This window comes from Mycobacterium sp. IDUB_37, from assembly GCF_055419245.1.
Map to the genome: position 1 here is coordinate 85912 of NZ_JBVAXG010000003.1, position 18981 is coordinate 104892.

15 protein-coding genes are annotated in these 18981 nt (G+C 66.7%); 9 read left to right on the plus strand and 6 right to left on the minus strand.

The window, feature by feature from the left end; translation table 11 throughout:
- The first annotated feature begins 81 nt into the window (after nt 1-81).
- The 3 genes from ACZY1I_RS11215 to ACZY1I_RS11225 all read left to right on the plus strand — a co-directional run bounded on the left by ACZY1I_RS11215 (nt 82) and on the right by ACZY1I_RS11225 (nt 2176).
- Complete coding sequence (locus tag ACZY1I_RS11215; protein ID WP_463754468.1) at nt 82-807, plus strand: YoaK family protein; 726 nt, start codon at nt 82-84, stop codon at nt 805-807.
- Between the two features lie 71 nt (nt 808-878).
- Nucleotides 879-1517, plus strand: a complete 639-nt coding sequence (locus tag ACZY1I_RS11220; RefSeq protein ID WP_463754469.1) for a TetR/AcrR family transcriptional regulator — start codon at nt 879-881, stop codon at nt 1515-1517.
- Nucleotides 1514-2176 carry an enoyl-CoA hydratase-related protein gene (locus ACZY1I_RS11225; RefSeq protein ID WP_463754470.1) on the plus strand — a complete coding sequence of 221 codons (663 nt, stop codon included), beginning with the start codon at nt 1514-1516 and terminating at the stop codon, nt 2174-2176. Before ACZY1I_RS11220 ends, ACZY1I_RS11225 begins: the two co-directional genes overlap by 4 nt.
- A gap of 20 nt (nt 2177-2196) precedes the next feature.
- Here the strand turns inward: ACZY1I_RS11225 and ACZY1I_RS11230 are convergent, their stop codons facing one another.
- Nucleotides 2197-3108, minus strand: a complete 912-nt coding sequence (locus ACZY1I_RS11230) for a LysR family transcriptional regulator (protein ID WP_463754471.1) — start codon at nt 3106-3108, stop codon at nt 2197-2199.
- 83 nt (nt 3109-3191) lie between these two features.
- Here ACZY1I_RS11230 and ACZY1I_RS11235 point away from each other — a divergent pair, with 83 nt between their 5' ends.
- The 5 genes from ACZY1I_RS11235 to ACZY1I_RS11255 all read left to right on the plus strand — a co-directional run bounded on the left by ACZY1I_RS11235 (nt 3192) and on the right by ACZY1I_RS11255 (nt 8830).
- Nucleotides 3192-4661, plus strand: coding sequence for an aldehyde dehydrogenase family protein (locus ACZY1I_RS11235; protein ID WP_463754472.1), 1470 nt, complete (start codon nt 3192-3194; stop codon nt 4659-4661).
- A 4-nt stretch (nt 4662-4665) separates the two neighbouring features.
- The gene (locus ACZY1I_RS11240) at nt 4666-5613 is read left to right on the plus strand and encodes an amidohydrolase family protein (RefSeq protein WP_463754473.1); all 948 of its coding nucleotides are present in this window, start codon (nt 4666-4668) and stop codon (nt 5611-5613) included.
- Nucleotides 5614-5722: 109 nt separating this feature from the next.
- Nucleotides 5723-7180: an amino acid permease gene (locus ACZY1I_RS11245; protein ID WP_463754474.1), complete on the plus strand. Its 1458-nt coding sequence runs from the start codon at nt 5723-5725 to the stop codon at nt 7178-7180.
- 153 nt (nt 7181-7333) lie between these two features.
- On the plus strand, nt 7334-7903 hold the full coding sequence (locus ACZY1I_RS11250; RefSeq protein WP_463754475.1) for a hypothetical protein: 570 nt from the start codon (nt 7334-7336) through the stop codon (nt 7901-7903).
- A gap of 72 nt (nt 7904-7975) precedes the next feature.
- Nucleotides 7976-8830, plus strand: coding sequence for a hypothetical protein (locus ACZY1I_RS11255; RefSeq protein WP_463754476.1), 855 nt, complete (start codon nt 7976-7978; stop codon nt 8828-8830).
- A gap of 270 nt (nt 8831-9100) precedes the next feature.
- Here ACZY1I_RS11255 and ACZY1I_RS11260 read toward each other — a convergent pair whose 3' ends face one another.
- Nucleotides 9101-9466, minus strand: a complete 366-nt coding sequence (locus tag ACZY1I_RS11260; protein WP_463754477.1) for a hypothetical protein — start codon at nt 9464-9466, stop codon at nt 9101-9103.
- Between the two features lie 59 nt (nt 9467-9525).
- Here ACZY1I_RS11260 and ACZY1I_RS11265 point away from each other — a divergent pair, with 59 nt between their 5' ends.
- Nucleotides 9526-11310, plus strand: a complete 1785-nt coding sequence (locus tag ACZY1I_RS11265; RefSeq protein ID WP_463754478.1) for an Hsp70 family protein — start codon at nt 9526-9528, stop codon at nt 11308-11310.
- A 31-nt stretch (nt 11311-11341) separates the two neighbouring features.
- On the opposite strand, the gene iniC is transcribed toward ACZY1I_RS11265, so the two are convergent.
- The 4 genes from iniC to ACZY1I_RS11285 form a co-directional block, all read right to left on the minus strand.
- The gene (gene iniC, locus ACZY1I_RS11270; RefSeq protein ID WP_463754479.1) at nt 11342-12829 is read right to left on the minus strand and encodes an isoniazid-induced dynamin-like GTPase IniC; all 1488 of its coding nucleotides are present in this window, start codon (nt 12827-12829) and stop codon (nt 11342-11344) included.
- The gene (locus tag ACZY1I_RS11275; protein WP_463754480.1) at nt 12826-14718 is read right to left on the minus strand and encodes a dynamin family protein; all 1893 of its coding nucleotides are present in this window, start codon (nt 14716-14718) and stop codon (nt 12826-12828) included. Before ACZY1I_RS11275 ends, iniC begins: the two co-directional genes overlap by 4 nt.
- Before the next feature lie 98 nt (nt 14719-14816).
- The gene (locus ACZY1I_RS11280; protein ID WP_463754481.1) at nt 14817-17972 is read right to left on the minus strand and encodes an IniB N-terminal domain-containing protein; all 3156 of its coding nucleotides are present in this window, start codon (nt 17970-17972) and stop codon (nt 14817-14819) included.
- Between the two features lie 272 nt (nt 17973-18244).
- Nucleotides 18245-18805 (minus strand): Rv0340 family IniB-related protein, encoded by a 561-nt coding sequence (locus ACZY1I_RS11285; protein ID WP_463754482.1) that lies wholly within the window; start codon nt 18803-18805, stop codon nt 18245-18247.
- Nucleotides 18806-18981: the final 176 nt, after the last annotated feature.

Below are 18981 nucleotides of genomic sequence, written 5' to 3' on the forward strand. Positions count from 1 at the left end.
CCCGATTGTTAAACTCTCCGAAGAACTGGCTGGGGGAAGCGAGTCAGCATGCCGTTGACCAATCGAATCCGTGAGGGCGCCATGACCTCACAGAGTCGCATGCTCGTGTACAGCTCGCTCCTCGCGATGAACGCCGGCTGGGTAAACGCGGTGGCCATCATGATCATGGCCGTTCCGGTGGGCAACCTCACCGGCATTACCACCCAGATCGGCATGGACCGGGCACACCCCTGGCGGTATGAGAGCCACGTCCTACTGGCAATCCTGCTGGGATTTCTGATTGGAGCAGCCATCGCCGGGGCGCTACTCGCGTCGAAGAAAATCCACATCGGCGGTCGGCATGCCGCCGTCCTGGCGATACAGGCCTCGTTGCTGCTGCTCGCCGCCGCCGGTATTGAGGAATCCGACATCAAGACCGCGATCATGGGATCCGGCATCGAGGAAACCGCGGTGCAGGCGTTCATGGCGGCAGCGGCTCTCGGCTTGCAGAACGGCCTGACCTCGAGCTTCCGCGGAATGCCGGTCCGCACTACGCACTTCACCGGCACCGTCACCGACCTCGGGTTGATGCTCGGCCGTGCCCGTCAGGAGGGCATGGATAAGTGGAAGGCCGCGATCCTCACCTCGACGCTGTTGTTTTTCCTGAGTGGAGCGATCGCCGGCCTCATGGTCGGAGCCGAGATCGGCGGACACGCACTGATCGTGCCGGCCTCCGTCTGCCTTATCTTGGCCGCCGTCAGCGTCACACGAGCCCGCCGGCGGCGCACCCAGGAGGAGCCTGCGCCCGCACTAGCGGTACCCGCCTAGCCCATTGCCCGACTCCGATCGCGTTCCGCATACTTGAATAACAGAGCACTCGCTCTGTTATCATGGACGCCATGCCACGCCCGCGGATGTACGAGCCCGACCGGGTGCTCGACGCCGTCGAGTCGCTGGCCGTCTCGTCCGGGCCCGCCACCGTGACCATTCGGGCGATCAGCGCCGCCGTCGGCGTCTCCAACGGCGCGGTCTATCACACCTTCGGGTCGAGGGCGGGCCTGCTGGCCCAGGCCTGGCTACGGGCCGGTCGCCGGTTCCTCGAAGCGCAGAACGCTTCGGTTGATCAGGCCCTGGCCGCGCCCGGTCGCGAGGCCGGCATGGAGGCCGTGGCAGCCGCCGCCGATGCGCCGGCGGCTTTCGCCGAACAGCATCCGAATTCCTGCCGGCTGCTGCTCACGATGCCTCGAGTCGAGCTGCTCGACCCCGAGTTGCCCGACGAAATCACCACTGAGATACGCGAACTCGAAGCACAGCTGATCGGCCTGATGATCCGGCTGGCACGTAGCGTCTGGGGTCGCAAAGATGCCGCCGCCGTGGACACGATCACCATGTGCATCGTCGACCTGCCAACGGCAATCCTGCTGCGGCGCGACCGCCTGCACAGCAGGACCGCGCGTGAACAACTGAGTGCCGCGGTGCGCGCTGTTCTCGAAATCGAGCCCGACCCCATTCGCCAAACCGAAAGGAAAACATCATGACCATCAGCCTCAGCTACGACGAGAAGATCGCCATCCTCGAACTAGGCGACGACGAAAACCGTTTCTCGCCAGACTTTCTCGACGCCATCAACGCCCACCTCGACGAGGTCGAGGCCAGTGGCGCACACGGCCTGGTCACCACCGCAGCCGGCAAGTTCTACACCAACGGCTTGGATCTGGACTGGCTGGGCGCACACGGCGATCAAGCCCAGTGGTACGTCGGGCGGGTCCAGGGCCTGCTCGCACGCGTCCTCACGCTGCCCATCCCCACCGCTGCGGCGGTGGTGGGTCATGCGTTCGGCGCCGGAGCAATGCTGGCCACCGCCCACGACTTCCGGGTGATGCGCGCCGACCGCGGTTTCTTCTGCTTCCCCGAGGTGGACATCCACATCCCGTTCACACCAGGCATGGCCGCGTTGATCCAGGCCAAACTCACTCCGCAGGCGGCGGTGGCCTCGATGACCACCGGCCGACGCTTCGGCGGTGCCGATGCCGCCGGCCTCGGAATTGTCGACGCCAGCGCCGGCGAAGGAGCCGTGACAGCCGCGGCGGTGGAGTTGCTCCGGCCGTTGGGCAGCAAGGACGCCGGCACGCTGGGCGCGATCAAACAGACCATGTTCGCCGAGGCGGTAGCGGCACTGACCTCGATCCGCGCGTAGCTCGATGGCCGCGATCGCGCCTAACTTGTGGCCGCCTCAGGACCGGGCACCCGCTCCTCGATCAGTGTCAGCAGGGCGCGCACCGCGGCATTCGGCGACCGGTTGCCCAACGTCGTGACATACAGCCGCCAGATCAGCTGATAGTCGGCGATCGGAACGGTGACCAGACCGGCGTCGTCGCTCTCATCGAGGATCGACCAGCTCAGAAAACCGATGCCCAACCCGTTTCGGATGTAGGCCGCGGCGGTGCCGAGGTCGGCGACCTCCAAAGTGACGGTGCGTTCGACGCCGGCGGCCGCGAAAGCGTTGTCGATGACAATCCTGGTGCCGTAGCCCGGCGGCGCATCGACGAACGACATTCCGGCAAGCTCGACCAGTCGCACCGATTCTTGGCCGGCCAGCGGATGGTCGGCGGGCACCACCAGGTGCAGCGGGACGGCGGCGACGAGCCTCGCGTGCAGATCGGGCGGCGGGGCTCCGGTGAACACCAGGAAGGCGATATCGAGCAGACCGTCGCGGAGTTGGCGGGCCAGACCCGTCGTGCCGGCGCGGGCGGCCCGCAACCGGACCTGCACGTCGGGGTGACGGTCATGAAGCTCGACCAGGATCGCGGGCAGATCGATGACGTTGATCGACGTCAATATGCCGATGGTGACGGTGCCCCGGACCGCCCCCCGGGTCGCGTTCACCGCATCCTTGGCCGCGTGCGCCGCGTCGAGCGTCGCGCGGGCATGGGGACGGAGCTCCTCCCCCGCGGGAGTCAGTCGTACCCCCGCCGGACCGCGGACGAACAGATCGGTACCGAGTTCACGCTCGAGCGCCCGGATCGTCGCCGATACCCCGGACTGGACGACGTGCAATCGTTTGGAGGCTCCCGTGAAGCTCAGGTTGTCGGCGACGGCGAGAAAGTACTCCAACTGGCGAAGCTCCACCCAGCCATTATCACCATCGGTGCTGATACCTATCAATAAGTTTCGCTGGTCGTGATCGCACCACTGGGCGTACCTTCGGCGCAGTGAACGTCGCGCGAACCCGCTGGTCCTCGCAATCCGCGGACCACCAGTTCTTCGTCGAGAATCCCGCCACCGGCCGACCGGTGACGCTGGTACACGGCGCCGGACCGGACCAGGTCGACCAGGCCGTACGCGCTGCCCACGCCGCCCAGCAGGACTGGCAGCAACGTCCGGCGCGCGAACGCGGCCGCTTCCTGCGCCGGGCCGCCGAGGTCATCCGCGCCCACGCCGACGAAATCGCCGCATTGGAATCCCTCGAAATGGGCAAACCGGTCACCCAGGCCCGTCACTTCGATGTCGAGGCGGCGATAACGATCTTCGAGTACTTCGCCAGCGTGGTCGAGGTGCTGCCCAGCCAAGCGCGCGACTACGGACCGGTTTTCGACGTCACGACCTTGGAGCCCTACGGCGTGATCGCCGGCATCGTGCCCTTCAACTGGCCGCCCATCCACACCGCCGGCAAGACCGCCCCGGCCCTGGCGGTGGGCAACGCCATCGTGCTGAAACCGCCGGAGCAGACACCGTCCGTGGTGATCCGCATGGTGGAACTGATCAATACAGTGCTGCCCGAAGATCTGGTTCACGTGGTACCCGGCGGCGGCGCCGTCGGGGCAGCGCTGGCCGGGCACCCGCTGGTGGGCAAGGTGTCGTTCACCGGGTCCCCGGCGACGGCGACGGCGGTGCTGCACACCACCGCCGACAACCTCACCCCGGCGCTGATGGAACTCGGCGGCAAGAACCCGTTACTGGTCTTCGACGACGCCGACATCCCGCGGGCGCTCGAGGCCGCGGTCGACGGCGGGTTTTTCAACCAGGGTGAAGCGTGTACAGCTTCGTCACGAATCCTGGTTCAGCAGAACCTCTTTGATGAGTTCGCCGACCGACTGACGACGGCGGTCAAACGCCTCAAGGTCGGTGACGGAGCCCACCCGGAAACCGACGTCGGGCCGCTGGTCACCGCCGCTCAGCAACGACGGGTCCTGGATTACCTCGACATCGGCGTCGCCGAGGGGGCCCGCATTGCAGTGCAGGCGCCACTGCCCGACGATCCCCGCCTGGCCGAGGGCTTCTTCGTGGCGCCGACCGTGCTCACCGGCGTCACCGCGGACATGCGGGTGGCGACGGAAGAGATATTCGGCCCGGTCGTCACACTGATCCCGTTCGCCGACGAGGACGAGGCGGTGCGAATCGCCAACGGCACCAAATTCGGTTTGGTTGCAGGCGTTTTCACTCAGGACACCGACCGCGCGCTGCGGGTGAGCCGGCAGATCCGGGCCGGAGCCGTCTTCGTCAACAACTACGTCCGGGTCGCCGTCGGAACCGGATTCGGCGGAGTCGGACACAGCGGGTTCGGACGCGAGCACGCCCAGGAGACGCTGGCCGAATACGGCTACAGCAAGACCATCCGGCTGGCCGGCAATCGCGACGCACTGCCGCGCTGGACCGCAGCCGCCCGAGTGCTGGGAGACTGACCGCATGCGCACGATCGCCCTCGAAGAGCATTTCGCCACCGAAGAAGTTCTGCGGGGCCCGGGCAGTTGGCATAGACAGTCGGGCATCGCCGAACAGCTTGGCGACGTAGGTGATGCACGCATTCAGGCGATGGATGACGGGGGCATCGACCTGGCCGTGCTCTCGCTGGCGGCCCCCGGCGTCGAGCAGTTGGACGGACCGTCCGCCGTCCGTCTCGCGCAGAACTGCAACAACGAACTCGCCACCGCGGTGCAGAAGCATCCCGATCGGTTGGCCGGCTTTGCCGCCCTGCCCATCAGCGAGCCCGAAGCGGCGGCCGACGAATTGGAGAGGGCGGTGCGCACGCACGGCTTTGTCGGCGCGGTGATCAACGGCCACTGTCGGGGCGTCTATCTCGACGATCCACATTTCGAACCGATTCTCGACCGTGCCGCCAGTTTGCAGGCACCTATCTACCTTCACCCGACAGTCCCGCCGCCTGCCGTGATCGAGTCCAGCTACGCCGGATTTTCCGAACAGGTGACGCAAACGCTCGCGACGGTGGCCTGGGGATGGCACATCAACACCGGCACCCACGTCCTGCGCGTCATCCTTGGCGGCGTGTTCGACCGTCACCCGAATTTGCAGCTGATCATCGGGCACATGGGCGAGGCGATCCCGTTCATGATGCCGCGGCTCGACGCCAAGCTGCAGCCCGAACTGACCGGTCTCAATCGTCCGATCAGCGCCTACCTGCGGGAGAATCTGCACTACACATTCGCCAACTTCAACACCCCGGCAACGTTCGCCAATCTGGTGGCGAACGTGGGCGTCGAACGGGTGGCGTTCTCCACCGACTACCCGTTCGCCTCGATGCGGGAGGGGCGCGACTTCCTCGACAGTCTGCCGCTGAGTCGCCACGACCGGGCCCGCATCAGCCACGGCAACGCGGAGCGATTGCTGGGCCTGTGAACTGACTTGCACCGCCGCGCCTTGCGGGGCAGGCTCGCAAGTCAGCTGTGGGATAGCCTTTCTCTCGATCTCGCGGCGTTCCGCGCAAGCTACGGCGATAGGGAACTTCATGACACCGCCCGCACGTGCGCTGGACCGCGAAGACGAGGGTTATCACAAGGCGCTGAAGAATCGCCAAATCCAGATGATCGCCCTCGGGGGCGCCATCGGGACCGGACTGTTTCTCGGCGCAGGCGGCCGGCTCGAGTCGGCAGGCCCGGGGCTGTTCATCGTCTACGGGCTCTGCGGCATTTTCGTCTTCCTTGTCCTGCGGGCGCTCGGTGAGTTGGTGCTGTACCGGCCGTCGTCGGGATCGTTCGTGTCCTATGCACGCGAATTCTTCGGCGAGAAGGTGGCTTTCGCCGCCGGCTGGATGTACTTCCTGAACTGGGCGATGACCGGGATCGTGGACACCACCGCGATCGCGCAATACTGCCGCTACTGGAACTTCTTTCAGATCATCCCTCAGTGGGTGCTCGCGCTGGTCGCGCTGATCGTGGTGCTGTCCATGAACCTGATCTCGGTCAAGCTCTTCGGTGAGATGGAGTTCTGGGCTGCCTTGGTCAAGGTGCTGGCGTTGGTCACCTTCCTGGTGGTCGGCACGGTCTTCCTCGCGGGCCGATACAAAGTCGACGGACACGACACCGGTTGGTCACTGATAAGCACCCACGGCGGACTGTTACCCAAAGGCCCGCTGGCACTGGTGCTGGTCACCGCCGGGGTGGTATTCGCTTACGCCGCAGTCGAATTGGTCGGCATCGCGGCCGGGGAGACCGCGGAACCCGAGAAGATCATGCCGCGCGCGATCAACTCGGTGGTGCTCCGTATCGCGGTCTTCTACATTGGGTCAACTGTTCTGCTGGCGCTGCTGCTGCCCTATACCGCCTACCACGATGGCGTCAGCCCGTTCGTGACCTTCTTTGACAAGCTCGGGATCTCCTGGGGCGACGACGTGATGAACCTGGTGGTGCTCACCGCGGCACTGTCGAGCCTTAACGCCGGCCTGTACTCCACGGGCCGAATCCTGCGGTCGATGTCGCTTGCCGGAAGCGGCCCGAAGTTCACCGGTGTGATGTCGAAGAACGGCGTGCCTTACGGCGGAATTCTGCTCACCGCCGGGATTGGCCTGTTCGGCATCGCGCTCAACGCCTTCACTCCGAAGCATGCGTTCGAAATCGTGCTTCATATTGCTGCCACGGGCGTCATCGTGGCGTGGGCGACGATCGTGGCATGCCAGCTTCGATTCCATCATCTGGCGAAGGCCGGCCAGTTCGAACGGCCCAGCTTCCGGATGCCGCTGTCTCCCTACACCGGCTATGCCACGCTCGCCTTCCTGGTCGCCGTACTCGTGCTGATGATGTTCGACGAGGTCTACGGCAAGTGGATGATTGCCGCGATGGTGGTCGGCATACCCGCGCTCATCGGCGGCTGGTTCGCCGTGCGCAACCGGGTGCGGGATGCCGCCGCCCAAGCCGCCGCCGAAGCCGAGGGCGCGGAGGCTGCGCCGTCCTTGGAGCCGGGCGACTGACGTCGGTCACGGTCGAGATCGACGAGATCCACAACGATGCAAAGTGATAACGCTTTGCCATCGGCGCCGTTCCAAAACCGCGTCACTGCGCTTTCTCGTGCCCTTGCGTGGCTAGTCTGACTCCCTGATATCTCAGATCTGGGGAGTAGCGCGTTGCGGTTATTGCCGAAGGCCCGTGGGATCCTGGTCGCAGGTGCCGTGCTATTCGCCGGATGCACCGCCTGCAGTAGCACCATTGACGGTAAACCGATCGCCGGCCCGGGAGCAGGTCCGACCGAACCGACCTTCCCGACCTCCAGACCGACGGCCGCGCCGCCGTCATCTGCGCCGTCCTCCCCTACTCCGGCTCCGCCGCCGGCGACGCCCAGTCCTACCCCCGGAGCGATACCGCTCAAGCCCGACCACAGCGGCTACGTCTTCATCGAGACCAAGTCCGGCCTGACCCGCTGCCAGATCAATAAGGACAGCGTCGGCTGCGAGGCACCGTTCACCAACTCGCCCATGCAGGAAGGCGAACACGCCAACGGCGTCCACATCACTTCCGGCGGCAACGTCCAGTGGATTCTGGGCAACCTCGGCGCAATCCCCACCGTCACCATCGACTACAAGACCTACGACGCGCAGGGCTGGACCATCGTCGCCAGCAAGGACGGCACCCGCTTCCAGAACAACGGAACGGGCCACGGCATGTTCGTGAGCATCGACAAGGTCAGTACGTTCTGAGCGATCCACGGCGGCGCGGCACATCCTCGCGGGGGTGCCTCGACCGCAGGCGCGACCTATACGATCTATGCCGTGGCACCATACGGACCGCCGGACGACTTCAACGACAAGACCACCCAGTTCGGCGGCCCCGGCAAATATCCGCCGCAGGGCCCACCACCTGGGGGGCACCCGCACGGCCCACCTCCGCAGGGTCCACCTCCGCAGGGTCCGCCGCCCCAGGGACCGCGCCCGCAAGGGCCGCCGCCGTACGGTCGCCCTCCTCAGGGCCCGCCCCCCGGCCCACAGCATCAGCCAACCGTGGAGGGCCCACCGCCCCCCGGCGGCACACCCCTGCAATTTCAACCCACGGTTGAGGGACCGCCGCCCCCCGGCCCGCCCCTGCAATACCAGCCGACGGTCGAGGGCGCACCTCCCCTGCAATACCAACCGACGATGGAGGGCGCACCTCCCCTGCAATACCAACCGACGATGGAAGGCCCACCGCCGGAGCAGTACGCGCCGCTTGATGCTGACGACGACCACGACGCCGAGCCGCGACCCTGGTACCGCAAGCCGGCAGCGCTGATCGGCTGGGCTCTGCTTGTCCTGATCCTGCTGGCGCTTATCGCGTACGGGGTGAGCCAGCTCCTCGGGGACGGCACGAGCACGCCGGCCCCAACGACCAAGTCGTCGACCAGTTCGACGACCACGACTGAACCGACCACCACGACCACGACCACGACCGGATCGACGACGACGATCACAAGCTCCGCGGCACCGTCGACCTCCACCACGGCGGCTCAACCGCCACCCAATCCTCCCCGGAGCCAACCGCCGAACCCGCCCCAGACGCAGGAACCGACCACTCATCGACACCTGCCTCCGCTTCCGTCGACGATCACGGTTCCTGGCGGGCCCACGATTACGGTGCCGCACCTGCCCTAACCAGGTCACCGATCGGCAACGGGCCCGCGTGGCGGCAATCTGGGGATAGCTGTCGCTACTAGCATCGGCGCCCGTGACAAGGTACGACCCGCCTGATTACGGCGCCAGCGACCCGGGCTATGGGAACTACGGCTATGGCGCCGGAGGTGACGGACCGGGCGGTGGCGGTTACGCCCAGCAGCCAGAACCCGAGCCCACTCCCGGTTGGCGGAAACCGCTGGCGCTGGCGGGGTGGGGCGTGCTTATCGCCGTGCTGATCGGACTGATCATCTACGGCATCATCCTGCTGTCCCACGGCCGTCCCAGTCCTGCGACGGTCACCACCACCGTGACCAGTGTCGCGCCCACTACGACGACTACGACCACCACTGCGCCGTCGAAGACGACGACCACAACAACGACGACCACCACCACTACGACGACGACGACGACTAGTACGACGCCCACCACTTCCGCACCGACATCAACCCCGACGACGCCGACGACCACGACAAGCGCCTCACCGACCACCACGCCGGCCAATGCCCCTGCAGAAGGGGCCTTTTCCCGGATGCAGCCGCAGATCACGGTGCCGCAGATTCCCACCGTCATCAATTTGCCGCCGGGTGTTTGACCCGGCCCCACCGTGACCTTCACGGCTATCGTGGGGAACGGCCGCCGACCGCCAGCAAAACAATGAACACAGGGGTACGTATATGAGCGAGTCGCTCGGGTTGTCTATCGGCGTGGCCAACCTGGTGGCGGCACGCGCGGGAAGCGTCCCGGTAGCCCGCACACCCGTGCTGACGTTGTTCGAGCACCGGCAAACCGAAGTCGGCCTGCCCGAAGAGAACTCGAACCTGACCGAACCCGGACTGGTGCTGCGCGGATTTGTCGAACGCGTCGGCGACCCGGCCCCGCTCGTTGCGGCCGACGGCACCAAGTATCTGGGTCAGGCACTGACCATCGAGGCGCTCGAGGCGATGGCGCGCACTGTCGGCTACGGCACGCCGATCACGATCACCGTGCCGGCGTATTGGTCGGAGACCCAGGTTGCTGCTCTGCGCCAAGAGTTGTTCGCGCAACCGGACTTGGCGGCAAACGGCACTCCAACACTGGTCTCGGATGCAACGGCGGCGCTGGCTGCGCTGAACGCCAGGCCCGGATTCCCGCGGGCCGGCGTCGTCGCACTGTGCGACTTCGGCGCCGGCGGCACCAGCGTCACCCTCGCCGACACTGGGTCCAATTTCCAGCAGGTCGGCGGCACTGTTCGCCACAGCGAGTTCTCTGGCGACGATATCGACCAACTCGTCCTCAATCACCTGCTGGCCGCCGCACCCAGCGTCGACAACAGCAATGTTTCTACCACCGCAACATCGATGGGCTCGGTGACACGGCTACTCGGTGGATGCCGAGCAGCCAAGGAACAACTCTCGGCCGCGACGGTGGCCACCATCGCGACCGGTGCGTCCGGCGGCGATGTGCAGTTGTCCCGCAGCGAGTTCGAGCAACTCATCTCGGCAAGACTGGACCGATTCATCGCCGCCGTCGGAGAAGTTCTGCAGCGCAATGGAATTGGTCGACTGGCCGCAGTCGCGACCGTTGGCGGTGGCGCCAACATTCCGCTCATCAGCACGAGAATTTCGGACCGCCTGCAGGTGCCCGTGTTCGCCACGCCGCAACCGCTGTTCAGTGCCGCCATTGGCGCGGCGACGCTCGGCACCCTGCAATCATCGGCGGCCGCGGCGGCGACCGGTCTCGCCCCCGCCGTCAGTCCCCCTACCGTGGCAGCCCCGGTCGTCGGTGGCCCCCCGACACAAGCCACGACGGCTGCGGTACCCACCGAACAGTTCCCCGACGACGCCCGGCAAACCACCGATCGTGCGCTGGCCTGGTCCGAGGACAGCGGTACCGGGCAGGAACCGGTCCCCTACACCGGACCGGCCGACTACACCGGCCCGGTCGAGCCGCCACCGGCGCCCGTCGCCCCTCCGCCGCAGCAAGACCCCTACCCGGCGGAGTCCGACCCGCCCGTCTGGTATCGACGCCCAATCATCTTGGTGAGCCTCGCCGGTGCGGCCGCGGCTATTCTCGTCGCCGTGGTGCTGGCTTTGACTATGGGCAACACCAGCACCAAACCGGTCGTCACCACTTCGCAACCGCCTCCCATCACCACCGAGGTGATCGGGACGGACAACAGCCCCACCCAGACGGTGATCACTCCACCGCCCGTCACCGTCACCACCGAGGCGCCCGCGACCACCACCACTGCGCCAACCACCACCTCCACGGCGTCGACGACATCGACTACTTCAACGACGTCGACGACCACCACAACCACTCAGCCGACCACCACGACCACCGCACCGACGACGACGCAACCGACCACTCCGCCAACCACCACAGCGCCGCCGACAACCACGCAGAAGCCGCCAACGACAACCGCGGCGCCGGTTACGCCCACGACCGCTGCGCCTACGTCTGCAGCGCCCGGGGGCTAGCGACCGCGCCCAACGTGAAGGAAGCGCGGGGCTAGCCGGGAAGCTCCGCCAGCATCGCCTCCGCACTGCGCACTGCGGCACGGCACGCCCCGGTGGTGAACGGATCGTTGAGTGGATGCTCGGCCCGGCGGCGCCAGCGTTGCACCGCATCGAAAGCCGCCCGCGACACTAGTTGGGGATTGGCCCGGCATGCCTGGGGATCCAGGCTCAGCCGACTGGCCGCAGTGGTGCCCGACCCCCCGATGAGTCGTCGCAGCGCCGCGAGCTCTTCACCGTTGAGAGTCGTTGTCCGCGAGGACAATTGACTCAGCAAGCGAAGTTCCTCGAAGCCGTGGGTGTCAGCCAGCAGTGGGTCGATATCCGCGATGACGTATGGGGTGGCCATAACCGGATGGGCTTCCACGAATCTGCGCAACGACACCAGCGCGGTGTGCGCTTTGAGCATGTCGGAGCGCTGCGCGAACTGCTGATCGATGACCTCGCGCAGCGCCACCAGGCCGCTGCGCTCCAGCAACTCGGTCGCCAGACTCGTCGCGTCGGCGACGCCCGCGGCCAACATCGCAATAGAGATCCGGATGCCGAACATCCCGAACCGTTCCAGCAAATTGGCCCGGGTGGCCGCATCCAGCGGTAGCGGGCTGTCCGGCCGGACAAAGCGGTCGACGCTCAACAGCGCCCTGTTGAGTTCGGCGCTGTCGGAGCCGGCGAGCTTTTGCAGCGCACCGAACTCGGCCTGGCGCAGTGTGCGGGCGGTCATTGCCAGCAGTCCAGACACCGGAACCACCGCCTGGCAGATGCCCGTCTGATTCATCTCGCTGGTGAAACGCTTGGCGACGTCATTCGCTGACAGCATCGCGTCGATGCGGCCCGCGCCGATCTCGTCGGCCCGTGCTGCCACCCCGATGATGCCCAACGCCCCCGCCGTGCCGCCCACCAATCCGCCGATCTGCTTGAGCAGCGCGATGTCAGGAGCGTTGAGGGTGCGCAGCAAGAACACCACCGCATCCACTCTGGGCACGCCGTCGGCGGGGATCAGCAATCGCAAGGTCCGCTCGGAGGCTTCGCGATTCAGCGACGATGTTCCCGGCGTGTCAATGATGGTCGCCTGGGCCAGTTCCTCGGCGGGCCACTCGACGTCCAGGTCCACCACCTCCGCCGGATTGAGCCTGCGCAGGTCGAAACTCAGCCCCTCACGATGCGTGATGGGCACGTTGGTGCGCCGCCCGCCGCGGTGGTTGGCAGTGACCTTGGGGGTTGGGCCGTGCCGGAACCAGGTCACGATTCTGGTGGCCTCGGTCGCGTCGGTCGGCGCGATGTCGTCGCCGACCAGCGCATTGACCAACGTCGACTTTCCTGCTTTCAGGGTGCCGGCCAGAGCGATGCGGATGGGTTCGTTGAGCCGGGCCCCGATGCGTTCGAGTTCGTGGAAGACATCCGGGCGCTGACGGTAGGCCGGTTCACCCCGGTAGGCCTCGATGGTGCCGCCGAGAATCGTGCGGACCCGGTCGCTGGTGCTCACGACGGCCCCGGTCGATGGTGGCGACCCGCTGCGCCCGCCTCCGCCGCGGCGATCGCCACTGGGGCCGCCCGAGGCCTCAGCTTGTCGAGGTTTTCGATGACCTGCCGCAGGATGTCCAGTTGCCGTTCCAGTTCCCGCACCCTGGTGTCGCGCTCGATGTCTTCAAGATGCGCGGCCGTGACGGTGGCCTGCAGTGACTCGTTGAGCGACCGACTGAGTTCATTGGCAATGTCACGGTAGTGGTCGCGCAGCTTTCGATGGATCGTCTTGAGCCGGTCGCGGGACTCCTTGCCGACGACAAAAGAGACCTCGTCAACGAAACGCCGGACGTTGGACTTGGCCTCGGCGCGGGCTCGCAGCAGCCGGTTCTCCTTCTCCTCCTTGTAAGCCATCCGGCCGAGCAACAAGCCGGCACCCACCGATACCGGGTTGAACAGTCCCAGGCCGGCCACCGACGACAGCATGCCGATCATCACCACACCGCCGTAGGAACCGCGCAACCCGGACAGCGCTTTCTGGCCTTTGCCTTGCGGTTTGGCCTCCAGCTCGGCCAACGCCTTGAGCTGATCGAAGTTGCCGGCCATCAAGCGCGAGGTCAGCTCGGGCGACATCACCGAGTCCAATCCCGCGTCATTGAACGAGCGAGCGACATCAAGGGCCAGTACCTCGGCGCGCTGGTAGGCCCAGACAAAGTTGTCCCCGACCGCCGTCGCAACAGCATCCTCCGCGTCGGCGCCGATCTCGGCCCAGTGCAAAGTCGGGTCGCAGGAATCGATTTGACGCTCGATGTCGTCGGTCACTGCGCGGAAGCGGGCCCGCAGATCGTGATCCACGTCGTTGCTCAGATCAGTGAATCCATCGTTGAGAACCTGCTGCCACAATGCGGTCGCTTGCATCGCATTCTCGGCTTCGCGCTTGCGCCGATCGAGGTCGTCGGCAAGCCGGTCACGTAGCTTCGGATCGTTGACGGCGGCCAGCTCTGAACCCGACGTGACAGTCAATTGTTCTGCAGCAGAACAAATTTCACTGAGAACCTCGTCGCGGATTCGGTCGTTTTCTCGGGTCAGCACCTTCTCGCTGAGAAATTTGACGATCGCCGGGAAATTGGACTCCTCGTTGAGTTCTTTGTCATTGAGACTGACGGCGTGACTGCGCAGCAACGACGAGACCGGGATGATCGGTGTGGGAACGCGGTTGCGCTGCAGGTGATTTGCATTGGTGTTGACGATCTGGCGCCAGTGCGGATACAAGTCGGTCTTGGTGGCCACAATCACCCCGACCGGACAGATCTGATGCGCCTTGCGCAGGAACCACATCTCCGGTTCGGTGAACTCCTGGCTGGCATCGCTGACCATCAGGAGCGCGTCCGCATCGGGCAGAAGTCCCAGGGTGGCTGACAGATGCTGCTGGCGGTGGCCGCCCACCCCGGGTGTGTCGATGAACACGAGTCCGCCCTGCAACAGCGGACTGGGCGCGCCGATCTCCACGCGCAACACTTCGCGTCCACCCGCCTGTGGTGCCCGGCGCAGATCGACGTTGACCGCCTCTACCGGGATATCGACGGTGGCGGTTTCGCCATTGGGGCCTGCGACGACGACGAGCCGCGCCGACGGCTGCGCGCTGTAGCTCACGATCGTGATCACCACGGTGGCTTCGTCATCGCCCACCCGCGCCACCGGCAAGTTCAGCAATGAGTTGAGCAGCTGACTCTTGCCCTGCTTGAGTTGTCCGGCGATCACCACCCGGATCTGCGGGTCGGTGATCCGCACCCGAGCCCGCCGCAACCGCTGCACCAGATCATCACGTGAATGGAGTTCTGCGATAGCGATGGTGTGATCGATCAGTTCCACGATCACGCTGACCCGACGCGGGTCATCAGGTTGGGCCATCGTTTCGCTCCTTTCTCCATCGCTTGGGATCACGGTATGCGCAGAACCGGCGGGGACCGTGCAGGTCCCCGCCGGTTTCTGGTCAGGTTTCTACCGGATCAGAACCCGAGGTGGCCGGTGGGGCCGTGCGCCGCCGGTGGGTCGGTGTGCGCGGGCGGCGTGTGCGCCGGAGCCGGGTCATGACCGAATACCGACGGGCTCTGCGGTTGGTGGGTTGGTTGCGGCTGCTCGATCGGCTGGTGCTGCTGTGGGGTGAACACCGGGCCGTGGTCGGCCGGAGCGGGGTGGCTCGGTGCCGGGGTGTCCACCTGCGGGGCAGGTGTGTGCGGCGCCGGCGCATTGATCACCGGCGGGGTCGCACCGCCATGGCCGCCCGGGTCGACAGGAGTTGTTCCTGGCGTCTGGATGACGGGACCGTGGCCACCGGCCGCCGGAGGTGTGGTGCCCTGACCGCCGGCGCCCGTTCCTGGCGTCTGGATGACGGGCCCGTGGCCACCGGCCGCGGGAGGAGTGGTGCCCTGACCGCCAGCCCCCGTTGCGGGGGTTCCGGCGACGGGACCCTGGCCCGACGGGAAGGTCTGCCCGTGATCGCCCGGCGTCACGCCGCCTCCCGCGCCAGCACCTCCACCAGCACCTGCCCCACCGCCCGCACCACCGGGGCCAGTACCGGCGCCTGCGCCGGGGTTGAGCGTTGTACCTTCCTGACCGAGGATGTCGCCGTGCCCGCCGGCGCCGGTCGTACCGCCGGCGTTGGGACCACCGTGTGCGCCGGGTGCGGTCGCGACCCCACCGGGTCCGGTGGCCACGCCGCCAGGTCCAGTAGCCACAGTGCCGCCACCAGCTCCGGTGGCTGCGACGCCCCCGTGGGCGGGTTGAACGCCGGCGCCGGCGCCGGCTCCTGCCCCGGCCCCACCGGAGATCACCGCGGGCTGCGGCGCGGGGTTGCCCGCCAGCGGGGTGTTTCCACCGCCGCCGATACCTAGCCCTGCCCCGCCGGCAGCGCCGGCCTGACCGCCAGCGCCGACGCCCCCGAGCGGGCCCCCGACATGCGGAGTGGCAGCGCCGTTGAGCGCCGCGCCCTCACTGGCGATCAGTCCCGCTTGGCTGCCGGCACCGGCGCTTGCGCCGGCGCCAAGTGCGGCGTTAGCGCCCACATTTCCGAGTGCACCGACGTTGCCTGCACCGGCAAGACCGCCCGCGGCAGCAGCGTGTCCGCCCAGAGCCGCTTGGCCGGCAAGACCGCCTTGACCTGCCAGACCAGCCTGGCCAGCCAGACCGCCTTGGCCCGCGAGACCAGCCTGCCCGGCAAGACCGGCTTGGCCAGCAAGACCAGCTTGGCCGGCAAGACCGGCCTGCCCGGCAATGCCGGCCTGACCGCCGGCAGCTAGGCCGGCTTGACCGCCTGCCGCAATGCCGGCCTGACCGCCGGCAGCTAGGCCGGCTTGAGCTCCGACAGCACCACCGACCTGGCCACCTGCCCCGATGCCGCCACCAAGACCGCCACCGATCGCACCGCCAGCCTGACCACCAAGACCGATGCCACCGCCAGCCTGACCACCGATGCCGGCCTGGCCACCGACACCGACACCAGCGCCGACGCCGCCACCAAGACCGCCACCAACCTGGCCACCAATGCCACCGCCGATGCCAGCCTGACCACCCAGGCCACCGCCGATCGCACCACCAGCCTGACCACCCAGACCGACGCCGCCGCCGACCTGACCGCCGATTCCGCCGCCAATGCCAGCCTGACCACCGACGGCACCGCCGACCTGGCCACCAACACCGACACCAGCGCCGACACCGCCACCAAGACCGCCGCCGACCTGGCCACCAATGCCTGCCTGGCCACCAATGCCACCGCCGATGCCAGCCTGACCACCCAGGCCACCGCCGATCGCACCACTAGCCTGACCGCCCAGACCGACGCCGCCGCCAACCTGACCGCCGATTCCGCCGCCAATGCCAGCCTGACCACCGATGGCACCGCCGACCTGGCCACCAACACCGACACCAGCGCCGACACCGCCACCAAGACCGCCGCCGACCTCACCACCGATACCTGCCTGACCACCTACGGCACCACCGATGCCGCCACCGATCCCGGCCTGACCACCGATCGCACCACCGACCTGGCCACCAACACCGACACCAGCGCCTACGCCACCACCAAGACCGCCACCGATGCCAGCCTGGCCACCGATGCCGCCACCGATTCCGGCCTGCCCACCAATGCCGCCGCCGACCTGGCCACCAACACCGACACCAGCGCCGATGCCACCACCAAGACCGCCACCGACCTGACCGCCGAGACCGAAAGCACCGCCAGCCTGACCACCAATGGCGCCACCGACCTGGCCACCAACACCGACACCAGCGCCGATGCCGCCACCGAGACCGCCACCGACCTGACCACCCAGGCCGAAGCCACCGCCTAAGCCGCCACCAAGCCCGCCGCCGATCCCGCCACCGAGACCACCGCCAAGACCCAGCCCGAGCCCACCGCCGAGACCAGCACCGCCGCCCAGACCGATTCCGGCCTGACCACCAATTCCGCCCACGATCCCGGCCTGCGCGCTGATACCGGCTTGCACCTCGAAACCAAGACCCGCTTGCGCACCCAAACCAACGCCGGTGCCCAGACCCAGGCCGGCGCCCACTCCTGCCTGGGCCTCAATCCCGGCTTGCACACCGAAGCCGACCCCGAGGCCGGCCTGACCGCCCAAGCCAACCCCTGGACCGAAGCCCCCGGTCGGTCCGATGAACGCCGGGCCGGGCGCGAAGGCCGGGCCAGGAGCGAAGGCCGGGGGTCCCACGTACGTCGGGCCGACGAGTCCGGCGTTCATGCCGCTCGCCAGACCCTCGCCGATCCCCACACCGATGTCCGTCGCGACGACACTGGCCAAGCCAGCTCCAACGTCACCCGCGACCAGGCCGGCATCATTCGCGACGAAGCCTGCGTCGTTGATGAAGGGGCCAGCATCTTGCGCAACGTAGGAAGACACGAGTCCCGGCTCCGACAGCGGCGGGGCAAAGCCGTACTGGTTCGCAACCACCTGCTGCAGGCCGGCGATCGGATCACCCGGCGGCAGTTCCACGCCGGGCATCGCGTTCGCCGCGCCCGAGACGAATTGCGCCGGCGAAACATTGACCAATCCGGCATTGGTGAGTGCCTGGCCCGGCGCGTCGACGAATGACCGCGCCACCTCTTCGTCGCGGAACAGGCTGAGGATGTAGTCGATAAGCGAAGTCATCTTCGTTTCCCTTCAATCGGATTGTGAAGCTGTTCGCCGAACAACCCGGCGCTCTGTCATCAACGGTATGGATTTCGCGACCCACCCAAATCGGGGCCACATCCCCCACCCTGGGGGATACCCACCGGGATGTACCGGGCCACCGCGTTAGGGGATTAGGGGAAATCCTGATACCCCTATAGACATGCTTCGGCAACCTTGAATTTGCACCACTTATGCACGTCAACCGCGAAGACCCAGCCAGGACTGGCTCCAAGAGAAACGCAGAAAGTTCAGCCGTTGACTCCGAAGCTACCGAAACCATGGTGGTCGGGTTGGGCTTCATGCGGATGTGCGTCCGGGTGAATGACGGAGTGGTCCCAGATCGCTGGATCGTGGGCCGGGAAGCCCCCGTGGTCGAAGGCCGGGTCCGGCAACTCAGCGCCCGTGATCAGCGCTGATGGATCAAGGTGGCTGAGTCCCACCGGCTGAGGATTCGCGGGGACTTCGCTCGCTATGTGCGGAGTGGGTTGATTGATGACACCACTCACCGCACTGTGCTGGATCACCGGAGCAGCGGGAGCATGGGGGGTGAACGCGTCAAACGCCGCGGTAGCCGCACCGCTGGCCCACACGTTGCCGTGATCAGCGGCCTGCACGCCTGTGGCCGCACCCATCGGGCCCGCCATCGACAGTGAATCCGACACCATAGGAATCAGATTGTTCACATCGACGCTGGTCACGTTCGTGAGGTGAGCATCGGCAATGGCTTGGGCGGGGTTGGCGGCATAGCGTGCAGCTACGTCAGGATCGCGCACCAGTGAGATGACAAAATCGAGCAGCGAGTTTGCCATCGGTCACCTCCTCGCCACGCACCATCAGATACTCCCGCGCAACAAAATGCTATCCGTTGCATCAACGTCTTCGTTCGGTGCGAATCCCGACCGCCCCAGAGCATCATTAGGGGGTGCCCCATTAGGGGAATGTCGGGGTTGTGGGGCTATGGTGAGAAGCCGCTGCTGACCACCCG